Source organism: Ruegeria faecimaris, from assembly GCF_900182615.1.
In the GTDB taxonomy this organism is placed as follows: domain Bacteria; phylum Pseudomonadota; class Alphaproteobacteria; order Rhodobacterales; family Rhodobacteraceae; genus Ruegeria; species Ruegeria faecimaris.
This window is the reverse complement of the sequence record NZ_FXTE01000001.1, coordinates 242,820-260,626: the sequence shown is the minus strand read 5'-3', so window position 1 is coordinate 260,626 and position 17,807 is coordinate 242,820. Positions and strand designations below refer to the sequence as shown.

General features: G+C 56.8%; 14 protein-coding genes. 6 read left to right on the top strand and 8 right to left on the bottom strand.

Annotated elements, in window-relative coordinates:
• Positions 1–138: 138 nt before the first annotated feature.
• From ispG to hemA, 3 genes are all read right to left on the bottom strand, one after another.
• Positions 139–1,260 (bottom strand): flavodoxin-dependent (E)-4-hydroxy-3-methylbut-2-enyl-diphosphate synthase, encoded by a 1,122-nt coding sequence (gene ispG, locus FN806_RS01310; protein WP_142633254.1) that lies wholly within the window; start codon positions 1,258–1,260, stop codon positions 139–141.
• 70 nt (positions 1,261–1,330) lie between these two features.
• Positions 1,331–2,542 carry a helix-turn-helix domain-containing protein gene (locus FN806_RS01305; RefSeq protein ID WP_142633252.1) on the bottom strand — a complete coding sequence of 404 codons (1,212 nt, stop codon included), beginning with the start codon at positions 2,540–2,542 and terminating at the stop codon, positions 1,331–1,333.
• 128 nt (positions 2,543–2,670) lie between these two features.
• A complete protein-coding gene (hemA, locus tag FN806_RS01300) occupies positions 2,671–3,894 on the bottom strand; it encodes a 5-aminolevulinate synthase (protein ID WP_142633250.1) in 1,224 nt (407 codons plus the stop codon).
• A 324-nt stretch (positions 3,895–4,218) separates the two neighbouring features.
• On the opposite strand from hemA, the gene FN806_RS01295 reads away from it, so the two are divergent.
• Positions 4,219–5,604 carry a M20/M25/M40 family metallo-hydrolase gene (locus FN806_RS01295; RefSeq protein WP_142633248.1) on the top strand — a complete coding sequence of 462 codons (1,386 nt, stop codon included), beginning with the start codon at positions 4,219–4,221 and terminating at the stop codon, positions 5,602–5,604.
• A 134-nt stretch (positions 5,605–5,738) separates the two neighbouring features.
• On the opposite strand, the gene lpdA is transcribed toward FN806_RS01295, so the two are convergent.
• Positions 5,739–7,133 (bottom strand): dihydrolipoyl dehydrogenase, encoded by a 1,395-nt coding sequence (lpdA, locus tag FN806_RS01290; RefSeq protein ID WP_142633246.1) that lies wholly within the window; start codon positions 7,131–7,133, stop codon positions 5,739–5,741.
• 214 nt (positions 7,134–7,347) lie between these two features.
• Between lpdA and FN806_RS01285 the strand changes: the two genes are divergently transcribed.
• On the top strand, positions 7,348–7,782 hold the full coding sequence (locus FN806_RS01285) for a hypothetical protein (protein WP_142633244.1): 435 nt from the start codon (positions 7,348–7,350) through the stop codon (positions 7,780–7,782).
• Here FN806_RS01285 and FN806_RS01280 read toward each other — a convergent pair.
• The 4 genes from FN806_RS01280 to FN806_RS01265 all read right to left on the bottom strand — a co-directional run bounded on the left by FN806_RS01280 (position 7,779) and on the right by FN806_RS01265 (position 14,326).
• Positions 7,779–8,357, bottom strand: coding sequence for a DUF924 family protein (locus tag FN806_RS01280; RefSeq protein WP_142633241.1), 579 nt, complete (start codon positions 8,355–8,357; stop codon positions 7,779–7,781). The genes FN806_RS01285 and FN806_RS01280 overlap by 4 nt on opposite strands.
• 108 nt (positions 8,358–8,465) lie before the next feature.
• Entirely contained in the window at positions 8,466–9,740 is a 1,275-nt protein-coding gene (locus tag FN806_RS01275; RefSeq protein ID WP_142633239.1) for an MFS transporter, read from the bottom strand.
• A gap of 111 nt (positions 9,741–9,851) precedes the next feature.
• Complete coding sequence (gene queA / locus FN806_RS01270) at positions 9,852–10,898, bottom strand: tRNA preQ1(34) S-adenosylmethionine ribosyltransferase-isomerase QueA (protein ID WP_142633235.1); 1,047 nt, start codon at positions 10,896–10,898, stop codon at positions 9,852–9,854.
• A gap of 44 nt (positions 10,899–10,942) precedes the next feature.
• Complete coding sequence (locus FN806_RS01265) at positions 10,943–14,326, bottom strand: YhdP family protein (protein ID WP_142633233.1); 3,384 nt, start codon at positions 14,324–14,326, stop codon at positions 10,943–10,945.
• 68 nt (positions 14,327–14,394) lie between these two features.
• Here FN806_RS01265 and FN806_RS01260 point away from each other — a divergent pair, with 68 nt between their 5' ends.
• From FN806_RS01260 to FN806_RS01245, 4 genes are all read left to right on the top strand, one after another.
• Complete coding sequence (locus tag FN806_RS01260) at positions 14,395–14,856, top strand: peroxiredoxin (RefSeq protein ID WP_142633231.1); 462 nt, start codon at positions 14,395–14,397, stop codon at positions 14,854–14,856.
• Between the two features lie 29 nt (positions 14,857–14,885).
• Positions 14,886–15,758 carry a ferritin-like domain-containing protein gene (locus tag FN806_RS01255; protein WP_142633229.1) on the top strand — a complete coding sequence of 291 codons (873 nt, stop codon included), beginning with the start codon at positions 14,886–14,888 and terminating at the stop codon, positions 15,756–15,758.
• Between the two features lie 210 nt (positions 15,759–15,968).
• Positions 15,969–17,294 (top strand): M23 family metallopeptidase, encoded by a 1,326-nt coding sequence (locus FN806_RS01250; RefSeq protein WP_142633227.1) that lies wholly within the window; start codon positions 15,969–15,971, stop codon positions 17,292–17,294.
• On the top strand, positions 17,284–17,784 hold the full coding sequence (locus FN806_RS01245) for a bactofilin family protein (RefSeq protein ID WP_142633225.1): 501 nt from the start codon (positions 17,284–17,286) through the stop codon (positions 17,782–17,784). Before FN806_RS01250 ends, FN806_RS01245 begins: the two co-directional genes overlap by 11 nt.
• Positions 17,785–17,807: the final 23 nt, after the last annotated feature.

Sequence of the window (17,807 nt, the reverse complement as noted above, 5' to 3'; positions counted from 1 at the left end):
ACCAACATCGTCGCGTTTTCAATGAGGTGTCTGGGATTGGGGTCCACCAGATACACGCGGCCAATAACATGCAGGCCCTATGAATTGACCCTGCATGCCCGCCGATCTGGTCATTCAACGGCCAATCAAGCTGGAAAATTACTCAGCGGCTTCTTGCGCAGCGTCCAATTCAGCGGCCTTCTTCTCGACCTCTTCAACAATGTGGTCGACCATCTGATCGTTGGACATCTTGTGGCTGGCCTTGCCCGCCAGATACACCATACCCGATCCGGCACCGCCGCCGGTAAAGCCGACATCGGTCATCAGCGCTTCGCCCGGGCCGTTCACGACACAGCCGATGATCGAAAGGCTCATTGGTGTTTTGATATGTTCAAGACGCTGTTCCAACGCCTCGACCGTTTTGATCACATCGAACCCCTGCCGCGCACAAGAGGGGCATGAGATGATATTAACCCCGCGATGGCGCAGGCCCAGAGATTTCAGGATCTCGAACCCTACCTTGACCTCTTCGACAGGATCCGCGGACAGGCTGACGCGGATCGTGTCGCCAATGCCCATCCACAGCAGATTGCCCAGACCAATCGCCGATTTAATGGTGCCCGAAACCAGTCCTCCGGCCTCGGTAATACCCAGATGGATGGGGGCGTCCGTGGCCTCGGCGATGCCCTGATAGGCAGCTGCCGACAGGAAGACATCGCTGGCTTTCACGCTGATCTTGAATTCGTGGAAATCGTTGTCCTGAAGAATACGGATATGCTCTAGCCCGCTTTCAACCATCGCTTCGGGGCAAGGCTCGCCGTATTTCTCGAGCAGATGCTTTTCCAAGCTTCCCGCATTCACCCCGATCCGGATCGAGCAATTATGGTCACGCGCAGCCTGAATGACCTCTTTCACCCGACTTTCATTGCCAATGTTGCCAGGGTTGATCCGCAAGCATGCTGCGCCTGCCTCGGCGGCCTCGATCCCACGGCGATAGTGAAAGTGGATATCCGCCACGATAGGTACCGGACTTTCGCGCACGATCTCTTTCAGCGCCTTGGACGAGGCCTCATCCGGGACCGAAACGCGCACGATATCCGCACCCGCCTCTGCGGCGGCCTGTACCTGAGCCACAGTCGCCGCAACATCCGTCGTCAGCGTATTGGTCATAGTCTGCACCGCAATCGGAGCGTCACCTCCGACGGGGACGTTTCCAACCATGATCTGACGAGATTTGCGGCGGTAGATATTGCGCCATGGGCGCACGTGATTAAGGGACATGTGGACGGGTCCAAGACTGTCTGAGTTGATCTTTAAATAGTCAGCCTAACTGGCCACTGCAATGGTCAGATCATTCTGTCGGTGCGGCAGAGCTTTGCGCCTGAAGTTCCGCCACCAGTTGCTTGAGGGCGACGTTTTGCTCGGCCTCAAGATCAGCTACCGTATAGCGTTCGGAAACCGCATCCTTGGACAGAACGACACCTTTGGCGACAGTTCCTGGTGCTCCGACCGGGCCGAAATGGTCACCATTCATCGAGAAATAGACAGATCCGGCGGCACCTGCACGTAGGTTAGGCGGTTCTTCTGTCAGCGGTACCTCGAATGTACTGCCCTGTTCGACGGTTCCAAGCGTACCCTCGAAGATGATACTTCCATCCGCAGCGGTGACCCGCATCCACGCCGGATCAACGGCGACGATTTTCAGGGTCGTATCAATCTGTTCAACCACCTGCGGCAATGCCGGGCGAAGAACCGTATGGACTTCGGCAACCTCAACCTTGGGCGGCTCAGGCGGCTGGAAGGTGCCAACGGTACGCGGGTCCAGTGTAGAAATTGGTGCATCACGGGCAACGAGCACCGGCAAATCCAGGGCCTGTGGGCGATACAGCCTATCCAGAGCCTCAGCCGAGGGGGTGTCGATCAGCGCGACTTGATCTTCGGTGGTGCCACGCGCCGCCTCAAGCGGGTCCAAATCAGACAAGACAACCGGAGCCTGTTCAACCGGGCTTACCTGCACTTGCTGAATCCGGTTCAGGACGGACCATCCGCCATATCCAATACCGCCGATCACAGCCAACAGAACCAGAGACGACCCGATGGCACGCGGCTCTATCTGGCTGACCAACGATTCCCGTCCGGGAATATAGGGAGTGTTTGGCGAGATAAACGGATCGCGCCCCATCGGACCGCGAGCCGGCAAGCTGCCCGAGGTCTTTCGAACCACCGACGCCTCGGCCGACATGCCATGCGCGACCTCAAACCCACTTTCCTTACAAAACGCAAAGAAAGTTTCGTCAGGGTTCATCCCCAGATAGCGGGCGTAAGAGCGCACATACCCAGCGATAAATCCGGGCGTATCGAAGGCGTCCGGGTCGGCATCTTCTATGGCTGCAATGTAGTTGGCTTTGATCCGCAGTTCGCGCTGCACATCCAGTAAGGATTTGCCCATTGTTGCGCGTTCACCACGCATCATGTCGCCCAGCCGCACCTCGTAGTCGTCAAAGCCCTTGGGCCTGACGTCAGTGTCGCCTTCGGATCCGCGCTGTGATCTGCGCCCAATCATCCCTGCTGCCCCATTCTGCCTGTGCGTGTTTCACGCCGTGGTCGAATCATTAAAAGAATGATTCGCGCCGTAGTTTTGTTAGCGTAATTTTAGCACGCGGCATACGAATTGCACACTTTAGCGTTAGGTTAACCGGCAAGTTCGGCGCGATTTAGCGCACAATGTGACCAAAGTTCGTCCATCGCCTGGATCAAACGGTTCATTTCGTCAGGTCCATGAACCGGGGACGGTGTGAAACGCAGGCGTTCTGTTCCACGCGGAACAGTGGGGAAATTGATGGGCTGGACGTAGATTCCATAGTCATCCAGCAGCATATCGCTGAGTTTCTTCGTGTGCACGGGGTTGCCGACAATCACGGGCACAATGTGGCTGCCGTGATCAATCAGTGGCAGGCCCATCCCCTTGAGCCGAAGCTTGAGGATCTTTGCTTGCGTCTGATGCTGCTCTCGCAATTCGGACGCAGTTTTGAGGTAGGCAACCGAAGCTGCGGCACCCGCAGCAACGGCAGGTGGCAGGGACGTCGTAAAGATGAAGCCCGGAGCATAAGACCGCACAGCGTCACACATTTTAGTGCTGGCCGCGATATAGCCCCCCATGACGCCATAGGCTTTGGCCAATGTGCCGTTGATGATGTCGATCCGATGGGCAAGACGATCACGCTCGGTCACGCCACCGCCGCGCGGTCCGTACATGCCAACGGCGTGGACCTCATCAATATAGGTCAGCGCACCAAATTCATCGGCCAGATCACATATCTCTTCAATCGGGCCAAAATCGCCGTCCATCGAATACACCGACTCAAAAGCGATCAGTTTGGGCGTTGCGGGATCATCCGCTTCAAGCAGTTCGCGCAGATGGGCGACGTCATTGTGGCGGAAGATGCGCTTGGACCCGCCGTTGCGGCGCACCCCTTCGATCATCGAAGCATGGTTCAATGCGTCAGAATAAATGATCAGACCAGGAAACAGTTTCGGCAAAGTGCTGAGTGTCGCGTCATTTGCGATATAGGCGCTGGTGAACAGCAACGCAGCTTCTTTGCCGTGCAGATCGGCCAGCTCGGCCTCAAGCCGTTTGTGGTAAACCGTGGTGCCCGAAATGTTGCGGGTTCCACCTGATCCGGCGCCTGCGGCATCCACGGCCTCGTGCATCGCCTCCAGCACCACAGGGTGTTGCCCCATGCCAAGATAGTCGTTGCCGCACCAGACGGTGATATCTTGCTGCGATCCATCGAGGCGCGTGCGCACCGCATGCGGGAAATGACCATTGCGACGTTCGATATCAATGAAGGTCCGGTACCGTCCTTCGTCATGCAGCCTTGCGATCGCTGAATCAAGCTGAGCAGTATAATCCACCGGTTTCTCCTTAGTTGCCCGACCGATATTACGGCGACCGAACGTCTTCTTCTGCGCAGGATACGAATCTGCACCAGAGCATTTCCCACTGCCTGCTTGATACCGCAAGCACAGTGAAAGCTTATTTGATTTGCATCAAATATCCGCTCTGACCCTGACCGACAAGTAAAGTTACGCCCCCTGGACGCGAGGAAACGACGCAGGCACAGCACATTATCTCATCCGGGTTTCCGATATTATACCAGATTCTTGTCCTTGCGGGCTAGACGGCAAAAGTGGCGCTGATAGGGTTCCGGAAAATCCAAATCAAGCAGGAGCCCTCTCATGTCGCTGGACGCTGTTCTGAACCGCATCGACGCCGATCTGCCAACCTCAATCGACCGCCTGATGGAACTGCTCCGCATTCCGTCAATTTCAACCGATCCGGCCTTTGACCAACAGGTCAACCAGGCAGCTGACTGGCTGGTATCTGATCTGCAGAGCATAGGAATTCAGGCTGAAAAACGTGAGACCACCGGACACCCCATGGTGGTGGGCCACATAGGCGAGGACAACAGCGCGCCCCATGTTCTGTTCTACGGCCATTATGACGTTCAACCCGTTGACCCGCTGAACCAGTGGAACCGGGATCCGTTCGATCCGGCCATTGAAGAAACCGAAAATGGGCCAGTTATCCGGGGTCGGGGCTCTTCGGACGATAAGGGACAGTTGATGACCTTCGTCGAAGCGTGCCGCGCATGGAAGGCCGTCCATGGCACCCTGCCCTGCCGCATCACCTTCTTCTTCGAAGGCGAAGAAGAATCCGGTTCGCCGTCGTTGGTCCCGTTCCTGCGTGAAAACGTGGCCGAGTTGAAAGCGGATCTGGCATTGGTATGCGACACTTCGATGGTGTCGCGTGGGGTGCCATCAATCGCGTCCCAGCTGCGCGGGATGCTCAAGGACGAATTCACCATCATCGGTCCGCGGATCGACCTGCACTCGGGCCATTACGGCGGACCGGGGCTAAACCCGCTGCGAGAGCTGTCCAAGATCGTTGCCTCGTTCTATGACGACGAAACTGGTCGCGTCGCTGTCGAAGGCTTTTATGACGGGGTTCATGAGGTCCCGCCCGAACAGTTGCGCCAATGGGAAAACTGCGGGTTCGATGAGGCGGATTATCTGAACTCGGTGGGGTATTCTCAGCCACATGGCGAAAAAGGGTATTCGACATTGCAACAACAATGGGCGCGCCCGACGCTTGAGGTAAACGGGCTTTGGGGCGGTTATAACGGCGCCGGTTCGAAGACGGTCATTCCCTCACAGGCGCATTGCAAGATCACCTGCCGTCTGGTGGGTGACATGAACCCTGACGCCTTGCGCGACCAGATTCGCAAGCATGTAGAAGACAGCCTGTCACCCGACGCGAAAGTACAGTGGGACAACGATCTTGAAGGCTCGCCCGCATCCGTCATGAATATCAACCGCCCCGAATTCGAAGCCGCCCGAGGCGCATTGTCCGATGAATGGGGGCGCGAGGCTGTCTTTACCGGAATGGGCGGGTCAATCCCTGTCGTTGGCTACTTCGACACGGAACTTGGCATGGATTCCATGCTTGTGGGCTTTGCCAATGATGATGACGCAATTCACTCACCGAATGAGAAATATGATGTCAAAAGCTTTCACAAAGGCATCCGGTCCTGGGCGCGCATTCTCGAAGCGCTGACCCAGTAACATTTGGCGAGGCTCTGCCTCGCGCTCCGAGGTATTTAGAGCCAGATGAAGATTGGATCCCCTGCTTCATCTGGCCAAAAATACCTCGGGGGAGTCGCCCGAAGGGCGGCGGGGGCAGAGCCCCCTGCCCTGAGTTACATATGGATCACGCGCCCGTAAGCGTCCAAAACGCTTTCATGCATCATCTCGGACAAAGTCGGATGCGGGAACACGGTGTTCATCAGATCCTCTTCGGTGGTTTCAAGCTGACGCCCGACCACATATCCCTGAATCAATTCAGTGACTTCCGCACCGATCATATGGGCGCCCAACAGCTCTCCGGTTTTGGCATCAAAGACGGTTTTAACCAGACCTTCGGGCTCTCCTAGTGCGATTGCCTTGCCGTTGCCGATAAATGGAAAGCGGCCGACTTTGACGTCATAGCCCAGCTCCTTCGCCTTTGCCTCGGAATAGCCGACAGACGCAACTTGCGGATGGCAATAGGTGCAGCCCGCGATGCTTTCGGGTTTGACCGGATGGGCATGTTTCCCGGCGATCAGATCGGCCACCATGACACCCTCATGGCTTGCTTTATGCGCCAGCCATGGCGCTCCGGCAATGTCACCGATGGCGTATAGGCCATCGACACCGGTGCGACAGAATTCGTCAGTCACAACATGGGTCCGGTCGATTTTGACACCCAAAGCCTCAAGCCCCAGATTTTCGATATTGCCGACGATGCCCACGGCAGAAATCACAGTGTCAAAGTCGTGCTTTTCAACCTTTCCCTTCACCTCGATATGCGCGGTGACTTTACCCTTAGCGCGGTCCAACTGCTTGACCATCGCCTTTTCCATGATCTTCATGCCCTGTTTGATAAAGGCTTTCTTGGCGAAGGCGCTGATCTCGGCATCCTCGACGGGCAGAACCCGGTCCATGACTTCAACCACCGTCGTATCTGCACCGAGCGTATTGTAGAAGCTAGCGAACTCGATCCCGATTGCACCCGACCCGATGACCAGCAATTTCTTTGGCATCCGCGGCGGCTGCAGGGCGTGTTTGTAAGTCCAAACCAGATCACCATCCGCTTCCAGCCCGGGAAGCTCGCGGGCGCGCGCGCCGGTTGCCAGAACGATGTTCTTGGCTGTCAACTCTTCGCTGCCCTTGTCGGTCTTGACGGAGACCTTGCCCTTGGCCGGGATCGTCGCCTCGCCCATGACAACCGTCACTTTGTTCTTTTTCAGCAGGTGACCGATACCGCCCGAAAGTTGCCCGGCGACACCGCGCGATCGCTTGACCACAGCATCCAGATCATATCCGATCTTCTCGGCCTTCAGCCCAAAATCCTTTGCGCGCTCCATCAGGTGAAACACTTCTGAAGACCGCAGCAGCGCCTTTGTTGGGATGCAGCCCCAGTTAAGACATATCCCCCCGAGATGTTCGCGCTCGACCACGGCGGTTTTCAAACCAAGCTGTGCTGCGCGAATGGCTGCGACATACCCGCCAGGACCAGCGCCGATTACGATCAGATCAAAAGATTGTGCTGCCATGTTTCCCTCTCGGAGCAGGTCATTTCCAAATTAGTTTACCATTAAACTAATATCAGCCACCCTTCAACACTTAGTCCCCGCGACAAAAGCTACGCAGGGTAAACCCATACGGATTGCAGAGGTTCGAGCCTATACCGCACCCGTTCAAAACGCTAGAAGATAGCTAAGTATCCCAGTTGCTCCATTCTAAATCCATTTACGCGAAAGGCATAACATGGCTAAAACGCTGAAAGATCTGGTCCTCGCCCTAATCAACGCCACGCTTATCCTGGTGGCCTTGTGTTTGTTTTTGGGCTGGAAGCTGACCACAACAGCGCAGTCCCTGATGTCTGATTTTTCACAGAAGGTTCAGATCGTCGCCCCTTTGCGCGAAGAGGTTCAAGGCGTGCGCAGTGAATTGGCAGCACTTCGCACTGAACTCGCAACTATACAAGTCAATGGCGGGCTTGCCGACACCGCCACCGCCCAACGGGTCTCGCAAACGCTCGACCGCCTGAGCCAAATCGAAGATACGCTGCAGGCGGCGCAGTCTCGTATCGTTGCGGTTGCCGAAACGCCTGACGCCTTTATCAGCACCGCAATAGAAAAAACGGCCGACACTGTGGCCGACCGTATTATCACAATCAAAGGTTGTTCGGTCGAAGGCTAACCTGCGGCCTGAAGCTCTCGGACGGTGGATCCGTACCCGCCCATGTTTACATAGGCGGCCTCATGTTCGGTCATGGGGCGCGACAATGCTTCGTTACGATAGGGGAAACGGCCGAACTTTCGGATCACCTCCCTATGCGCCCTTGCATGCAGCAGGTTGGTTGACTTGGATTCGTCGATATTCTGGCACATCAGGCGTACACAACGCTCTTGGTCACACAGATTTTCCGAGTGCATCAGTGGAAGATAAAAGAACTGCCGCGCGGGTTCGTCAATCTTCAGATCCCAGCCCTTGTCGATGGCGCATTTCGCTGCCGACAAGGCCGCCTTATCAGTGGCGAACGCCTTACCACTGCCGCGGAACATATTTCTAGGAAACTGGTCCATCAGAATGATATAGGCCAGTGCCCCGCTGGGGTATGTCAGCCAGAGAGAGAACTTTCCCTCATTAGCAATTTCCCATGTGGAAAGAAATTTTTCGCGGATCTCTGCGTCTAGCGCTTCATCCTCAATATACCAACCATCTGGACCCACTTGATCCAGCCAAAAACTCAATACTTCTTCAGGCCCTACCATTGCCTTGCTCCGTCGTTTTGCCCTCCCCAGGGACGTAACGTCATTTAAGGCTGATTTACAGATTTGTGACAGTAAAAATTTGCAACACTTGCGACATAATTTCGTGTCCTAGGCTACATCTTGCGTTTCCTGATCGGCTTCGGCGGCTTCGATGGCCACCTCTTGCGCCAATTCGAACGCCACCGGCGAGGCCGTTGGGTAAAGCGGAGACATCTTGCCCGTCTCGTCCACAGGAATCGCCGCACGCTGTGTCATGCGATACATCGCATAGACAGCAGTGGCTGCAAGCAGTGCCAAGATGATCAGGAAAAAGCCCGACGGTCCGAACACGTCATCGCCCATCAACCAACCGGTAATCAGCGGGCCAGCAATGGCGCCCAGTCCATTGATGAAGACCAGACCGCCAGAGGCCGCCGCCATATCTTCATGCTCCAGAAAGTCATTCGTATGCGCAATCAGCAGCGAATACAGCGGGTTAGACATGCCGCCAATCACAAAGGCCGAGGCCAGAAGGAACGGAAATGAAGTCGACCCGAACATCATCGCAGTGGCCGCCCCGCAAGCACCAATGATGCCCGCCAGCATGATCAGGAACCGGCGATCCATCCGGTCCGAGAACCAACCCAGCGGATATTGCAGCAGTATTGCCCCGACATAGAAAGCCGCCACGAAGGTCGAAATCTCAACCAGTGTCAGCCCAGCGCGCGCGCCATAGACCGCCGACATACCAAACTGGGCCGAGAACACTCCGCCCAGCAGGAACATGCCCACGCAGCCCAACGGCGACTTCCCCATCAGTTCACGCAATGTCATGGGCTTGGTCGTGTCAAATGCCGGTGTCGGTGAAATCGACAGCAGAATCGGAGCAAAGGAAACCGAAACCAGAATGGATGCGATCACAAAGGTTTCGTAACCAGCAGGATCGCCAACCAGCATAAGCCCCTGAGCGGTGATGATCCCAGTCATCTGTACGATCATATAAAGCGAAAGCGCCTGGCCCCGGTTCTCGTTATTGGCCGCGTTGTTCAGCCAGCTTTCGGCGGTGACATACACTCCCGAGAAACAAAACCCGATCACGACACGCCCCAAAGCCCACGCGACTGGCTCGGTCAACATCGGATACATGATCATCACGGCCGAAATAAAAGAAGCGAGCGCAGCAAAGACCCGCACATGCCCCACCCGCCGGATCATCTCCGGTGCAAGGCGAGAACCTCCGAGGAAACCTACGAAATAAGCTGACATCACAACAGACATCTGAAGGGTCGAAAACCCTTCGATCTCGCCTCGAACGCCCAGGATTGTGCCCTGTAGGCCATTGCCAATCATAAGCAGGCCCATGCCAAGAAGAAGTGACCACGCGCTGGTAATGACCTGAAGCATAGAGGCCTCCGAGATTGCTAACCTGAACTAGAGATTCGTTTTTATATCAAAAACGGCTTTGAACCAGCTTGTCTACGACATCGAAACGCAACGATCCCGACAACACGCCGCTCAAGGGATCAAAAGCGACCCATCCCCATATGAAAAGAACCGATAGTTCTGCGCAATCGCGTGCTCATAAACCTCTTGCATCCGATCCTGCCCCATCAAAGCTGAAACCAACATCAGCAGCGTGGATTTCGGCAGATGGAAATTGGTGATCAGCGCATCCGTGACGTAAAACTGAAAGCCCGGATAGATGAAGATGTCGGTATCGCCCTCCCAGGGTACGATCTGCCCACTGCGGGCGGCGCTTTCGATCAATCGCAGCGCGGTTGTGCCCACCGGAATGACACGGCCACCTATGGCTTTGGTTTCACGAATTTCACTGACGGCTTCCGCACTGACCCTGCCCCATTCTGCATGCATCTTATGGGTCGTCACATCCTCGACCTTGACTGGCAGAAACGTTCCGGCACCGACATGAAGCGTAACGTAGGAAACAGAAACGCCGCTCGCGGTAAGCGCCTGCATCAGCGCTTCGTCAAAATGCAGCGACGCGGTGGGCGCGGCCACGGCCCCGGAGTTGCGCGCCCAGATCGTCTGGTAATCCGTCTTGTCCTGCGCATCGGCAGGGCGCTTGGCGGCAATATAGGGCGGCAGCGGCATGGCGCCGGCCTGTTCCAGCGCAGCATCGAAATCCTGCCCCGTAAGGTTAAACCGCAGAAAGGCCTGCCCGTCCGCCACCCTATCCAACTCAGCGCTCAGTTGATCCGAAAACCGGATAACCTCACCTGTCTTGACCTTCTTGAGCGGTTTGATCAACGCGGCCCAGGTGCCGTCTGCCTGCGGATCAAGCAACGTCGCTTCGATCGACGCAGAAACCGGCCCTTGCGCACTGTCGCGATGACGCCGCCCGGTGAGGCGTGCTGGGATGACCCGCGTATCATTCAACACCAGCCGGTCACCGGGTCGCAGCCAGTCTGGCAGGTCAAAGACGTGCGCATCCGAGATTGCATCGCCCTCGGCCACAAGCAAACGCGCCGAGGACCGCGGGTTGGCAGGCCGAGTGGCAATCAAATTTTCGGGCAAGTGGAAATCGAAATCGCTGAGTTTCATGGGCGCGCCTTACAGGGTCGTATCAGATTCGGCTATATCCCTGTTCAGTTGTCTTTTGGCGGCGATCCAAAGGTGCGCTTGGGCTCATCCGGCTTGGCTTTCTGTGCATTTGGCCCATCCTGAACCTTCGGCGCGGGCTCCCTTAGAAGGTTGCGCAAGAACAATGGCGCAAGCCCTGACAGAGGGTTGACCGAGACAGAGGGTGATTTCAAAGGGCCGGTCAGAGTATAATTGAACGCGATCACACCCTCACCTTTTTTGGTGAAGACACTTCCAATCGCATTCACCAGATAGATTGGGGAAATCGCGCCACGCAAGTTCAGCATTTCGCTAACCGTGTCGATTGTCCCGTCGAAGGACAATCCCATCGAAGGACCGACGGCGCTGCCGCTGAGAACCTTGATTTCGGTCGGAGTAATCCGCATTCGGCTTTCGATGCTCGAGAAAAAGATGCCTTGCCCAGCCATTTCATCCACAAGTCCAACAAGGCTGATTGCGTTCAGCAAGGCAGCCATGGCCGGGGCGTCATGAATTCGGGTGTTCACGATCTTCATGATGACATCGAAGTTCCCGGCCCCGCCGACCGGTTCCAGTTGCAGGTCCAGTTTGCCACCGCGCGCCTGGGTTATCATTTTGGCCGATCTCAGAACGTCGCCTGCATCACCAGAGATTAGATTGACTGCACTGCGCCCTCCGCGCGGGGTCACCTGTCCGCGCACAGCAGCACCGCCGTTTACATTCGCCGTGAACGCGCCGCTGACACCGCTAGTTGTCGCAAATTTTCCTTTGAACCCGGTCAGGGCGATCGTCTCTGTAATCTGGAGGCGATCCAACACTACATCCAGCTCGGGCCCCTGCCCGGAACCACCGCCACCACCTTCGGAGGATCCAAAGGTCGCGCCCCCCAGATTCATCACGCCCCCCAGAACCCTGATATCGGGCAAGGCTGACCCCCGTGATATCAGCTCCGCCGGAACCGCAAGCCAGTTCCCCAGTTCGAATGAGCTGAACTCAACACGATCGAAAGCACCATTTTTGAAATTAATGGAGGCCAGGCTTCGCAACCCCCCCGCATCCAGCCGAAGTGTATCCACGCGCATCTGATCGCCCAGCGTTGCCTCGACATCCATCGACCCCTTGGTACCAGCGCCTTTGCGCCACCCGAGCTCGGGGATGGACAGCACAACGCCTTCCAGATTCGATGTCGCCGTCAGTTTCGGGGGGCGGCCAGCACCGATGCCCAAGGTTATGTCGGCCACGCCTTTTCCGGTCAGCATACCCTTTGGTAACCCGGCACGCAGCTCGGTCACCAACCGGGGCGAAATCTCGATCTGCCCTTTCAGTTCACTGGGTTTCGGTTCTCGACCCCCAATAGGCTGGCGCCAGGTTGCCTGCAGGGGCACGTCGCCGAAATATCCGTCGCCGCCGACTTCGACAGCGGATTGGTCACCTGAAATAGTCAACTGAGGCGCGCTGACGACAAAACCTTTGACCAAGCGAGCACTGTGCACATCACCAATCTTACCAGTAAAGTGAAACTGGGTTTCATCGAACTTCAGCCCCTTCTTCATCGGCAGAGATAAGGTGCCTGACAGTTCCACATCGCCAGAGGCCACATCCACGGGCAAATTTGCCTTTGTCATCAGCTGCAGAGGGGGACGATCCATCAAAGACAAGGCGGCCGTTGCCGAGCCCTTGGCCTTGACGCGCACAATCGCCGGCGAAAGCTTTTTGATCGACGTATCCGGAATAATGAAGGATGTTCCTGACCCGTCTATCGGGCCGCCCTGATCGGCAATGACAACCGCTTTCTCGGCTGTCACGGTAAACCGTTGGTTGATCAGGCTGGCCTGCCCCTGAGCGTCCTGGACCGGAGGTAAAGTTTTGGCAAAGCGGACTTTGGCGTCGTCGAACCCGAAGTCCAAGTAAATGTCCGGCTTGGTGTCCGGCTTCAACCGTAATGCAAAATCGACATCCGAGAGCCGGCCTTCAAATAAATTTTCGGACACCCATTTACGCGGCTTTTCGGCAAGTAATTGGGGCCAGTATCTCAGCAACTGGCCTGACTCCAACTCGTCCAGATGAGCCTCGAGGTAACCTGACCAACCTTCGGCTTCACCATTCAGATTACCCCTAGCACGCAGCGTTAGGTTTTCGTCTTCAACCGTCATCTGTCCGAGGCGCAACTCGAACGGGGCCAGCTTCATCTTCAGATCAAGGTCGGCACGCGCCAACTTGAGGGGTTCCGGAAACAGACCAGCCGGGTTGATGTCGATGCTGCTGAGACGGAGTTGAGAGGTCAGGCTTTCCAGCAGTCCATTCTCGATACCTCTCAAAAAGGCCCTTCCCTCGGCCTGAACGGACCCCCAGGCGGAGACTACAGAAACCTCGTCGAAATCCAGCTCCTGCCGACTTGGGTCATAGCTGAAATAAGCCCTGGCGGATTCAAACGGAATCGGTTTTGTCTCTTGGTTGGCTTGCACCGCGCCTGCCGCAAGGTTCAGGGTCGCAAATAACGGCCCCAGCGCCGCGTTGCCATCAACACTGCCGCGCACCGCGCCCGAGATCGGAGCGTCAAGGACCTGCAACCATGACAAGGCTAGGCTTTGACTTGCAATATCCTCGGCAGGCAGGTCGGTTATCGCAAAGCCAAAGCTTGCCTGGGGCGTTCCAAGTACGCTGGTATAGTTTACCTCAATCGAACTGGCATAATCGCGCCCTGTCAGAACAGAGAACCCGGTGGACATGCGCATTTCGTCACCGGTACGGATGATCGAAATATGTCCGCCGTCGAAAACCCAGGCGCGCGACAGGCGCAAATCCTGATAGTCCAGCGTCAACGACTCAAGCTCGACCGACCTCAGCCCCGACAGCAGCGGTGACAAAAAGACATCGTCAGATTCCTCGATCAACTCGATCAATGTCCGCGCCCGCTGAACCGGTGCACTGCCAGAACCGACTGTCAACGAAAGCGCCCCGTCAAATCCGCGGGTCAATGCGATTTGGGCATCGCGCAGGGTAATCGTGCGCGGCCGGATTTTCCCCCGTAGCAGCCACCGCATCGACAACCGTGTGCGCATATCCGCCACTTGCGCGATCTGTTGTCCCGCCGCGTCGCTGATCGTCACATCCGTCAGCCGCAAACGTGGCAGCCAGTTTTCGTTGACGATAAAGCTGGCGTCGCCAAAGCGGATCTTGATCCCTCCAAGGCTTTCATCCAGCCGTTTTTCGGCCTGCGCCCGCATCCAGTCGGGCGCGTGCAGTTGTTTGCCAATCAGAAAGAACCAGCCGCCAAAGGCCAGCAGGCAAAGCAACAGGAAGGTTCCGACGATCCCCCACGCAGCGATGCGGCGGCGTGACCGACGGAGGCGGGGTTTCCCGTCCGGGCCTTCTTGTGTATCTTCTTGCCGCGCCAAATTCCGACCCACGCCCTATTACCTGCTTGCACCGCACCATGATGTCAGGCAGCACTTAAAAACCTTTAGCGGAGTTTCCAATGCCCGACGTTACAGACATCGCCCCCGGTTTCACTTTGCCCCGCGACGGCGGTGGTGAGGTTACGCTGTCAGACCTGCAAGGCAGCGCCGTCGTTTTGTTTTTCTATCCCCGTGATGATACGCCGGGCTGCACCAAGGAATCCATCGGTTTCTCGGAACAACTTCAAGCCTTTGCTGATGCCGGCGCCCAGGTTTTCGGCATCTCGCGCGACACGGTGGCTAAGCATGACAAATTCGTCGCCAAACACGGTCTTACGACGCCACTTTTGTCCGACGAAGGCTCGACCGTTTGCGAGGATTACGGTGTGTGGGTCGAGAAGAACATGTACGGACGCAAGTCGATGGGGATCGAGCGTTCGACCTTTCTGATTGACGCCGACGGTAAGATCGCTCGCATCTGGCGAAAGGTCAAAGTGCCTGGCCATGTGGAAGAGGTACTGGAAGCCGTGCGCGCGATGTAGTCCTCTTCACCGCGGTCGTCATCCGGATTATGACCCGAACAAATCTTGAAAGCGGAGTTATCCCGGTGTCGAAAACACTGACCCAAATGGCGACCGAAGTTCTGACCACAGCAGACGGGCGCGAAAAGACCGCCCTGTCCAGGCGCCACGCCGCCGCCTGGTTTGCTGCGCGGTCGGGAGAAGCTCCTGCGATTGAAGTGGGCACCGCAACACCGCCGTTAAATCCGGCCCGACCGGACAAACCAGATTTGCTGTCCCCCCGGGATGTGCCGAAGCGCCGCCCCGGCTCCGAGGCTGGGCGCATCGCCCTGCTACACGCGGTCGCCCATATCGAACTGAACGCGGTTGATCTGCATTGGGATTTAATCGCCCGATTTGGCCATGTCCCTATGCCTATCGGTTTCTACGACGACTGGGTCAAATGCGCCGAAGAGGAATCGCGCCACTTCGAAATGGTCTGTGATTGCCTGGAACAGATGGGCAGTCATTACGGCGCCCTGCCCGCCCATGCGGGTATGTGGCGCGCTGCCGAAGATACAGCAGAAGATTTGATGGGCCGTTTGGCCGTAGTGCCGATGGTGCTTGAGGCGCGGGGTCTGGATGTGACCCCCGGCATGATTGACATCTTCCGCAAGGCCAAGGCTGAACAGGCCATTGCCGCGCTCGAGGTGATCTACGCCGAAGAAGTCGGGCATGTTGCTTACGGGTCCAAGTGGTTCCATTTCCTTTGCGGACGCGAGAACGCTGACCCAAAGGGTATCTTTCACGATCTGGTCCGGCGCTATTTTCATGGCGTTCTTAAACCGCCCTTCAACGAAGAAAAGCGGGCCGAAGCCGGGTTACCGCCGGATTTCTATTGGCCGCTGTCCGAAGGCCTGCCGCCGCCCGGCTCTGCCCGCTAGGTCGGCATGCACGTTCATAGCGGTCTTTGAATCATCCTCCAGTTGATGTAATCGGCAATTTCTCGCCGAGAATTGGCGGGATTAACCCTGTTTGTTGTGTGAACTAGTTAACAAACTTGCCCAAATCGGACGTCCCCTCTATTCAGTTGCCCCAAGGGACGGAGACCACTCACAACCGATCCCGAATTTGGGGATCGAGAGGTAAGGCGCGTGCGAGCACGTCTGGCAATCAAACTACATTCGCTGCTTGAGCAGCACTTCCCGGAACGCCGGGTCTTTCTGAAATCTGACAATGACACACGGTTCATCCGGCTCAGCTCAGAGACACAGATCTTTGCAGTTGCTGGTGTTGCCCTGTTTGTTGGCTGGACTGCGGTCACTACGGCAATCCTGTTGATGGACAGCATCGGATCAGGCAACTTCCGAGAACAGGCCAAGCGCGATCAGGCGACATATCAGGAGCGGCTGAATATTCTGTCAGCAGAGCGTGACGTGCGCGCTCATGAGGCTCTGATGGCTCAGGACCGGTTCAACGCCGCGCTTGAACAGATCTCTGCGATGCAATCCGAGCTGCTGGCGTCCGAAAACAGCCGCCGTGAGTTGGAAACGGGGATCGAGGTAATCCAGTCCACCCTGCGCACCACCATGAAACAACGGGAATCTGCCCGTCAGGAGCTTGCGGCGCTGCAACAATCAGATTCCGATGATGGGCTCACGTTGGCAAACACTGCCAGCCCCGAACAGATGGAATTTATGGCCGTTGCTCTGACCCGCACCGCGCAGGAGCGTGATCAGATCGCAGCCGACGCCCGGAACGCACTGGATCAGCGGGACGATCTCGAGCTTGAGATCCGGCTGATGCAGGAACGCAGCGACGAGATTTTCCGTCAGCTAGAAGAAGCAATGATCATCTCGGTTGAACCGCTCGACAAGATGTTCCGACAGGCAGGTATGCCAACTGACCGTATCATTGAAGAAGTACGGCGTGGCTATAGCGGCATGGGTGGCCCCCTCACCCCAATTTCCTTCAGCACGCGCGGTGAGGACCTGACCCCCGACGAGATCCGCGCGAACACTCTGTTGCAACAGATGGACCAGCTGAACCTCTATCGTATCGCAGCAGAAAAGGCCCCGTTTGCCAGCCCGGTGAAAGCGGCTGTCCGCTTTACCAGTGGCTTCGGCACGCGCCGTGACCCTAAAACGGGCGGTCGTCGCATGCATAACGGTTCCGATTTTGCAGGTGCACATGGAACTGATATCTTTGCGACCGCCGACGGCGTTGTCACCCATGCGGGCTGGCAATCGGGTTTCGGGCGTCTGGTCAAAATCCGGCACGCCTTTGGAATTGAGACACTTTACGCTCATAACACCAAGTTACGGGTTAAGGTTGGCCAAAGGGTCTCGCGCGGGGATCATATTGCTGATATGGGTAACACCGGACGGTCGACCGGAACGCACCTGCACTATGAGGTCCGCGTAAACGGAAAACCTGTTAACCCAATGACTTACATCAAGGCTGCAAGAAATGTTTTCTAAGAGCAAAATCAACGAGCCCGGAACCAATGCCCCAGAGGCCGCCAAGCCTGCCGCTCCGGCCACTCCGGCAACCCCTGCACCGACGGAAGCCAAGGCCAGCACCGCGCCCAAACCCAAGCCACCCGCATCGGTCCTGTCTTCGGATCTGCACATCACCGGAAACCTGAAAACCTCGGGTGACATTCAGGTCGAAGGTACGGTGGAAGGTGACATTCGTGCGCATCTGCTGACCATCGGTGAAACGGCGACCATCAAGGGCGAAGTCACTGCAGATGACGTTGTCATCAACGGCCGTATCGTTGGCCGCGTGCGTGGCCTGAAAGTGCGCCTGACCTCGACCGCACGGGTCGAAGGCGACATCATTCACAAGACAATCGCCATCGAAAGCGGCGCGCATTTCGAAGGCTCCGTTCAGCGTCAGGACGATCCTCTGAACCCTGGCCGCAGCGGAAAACCGGGCGCTAACCCGGCTGCTGACGTCAAACAGTAATCCTGACAGACTGACAGGAAACA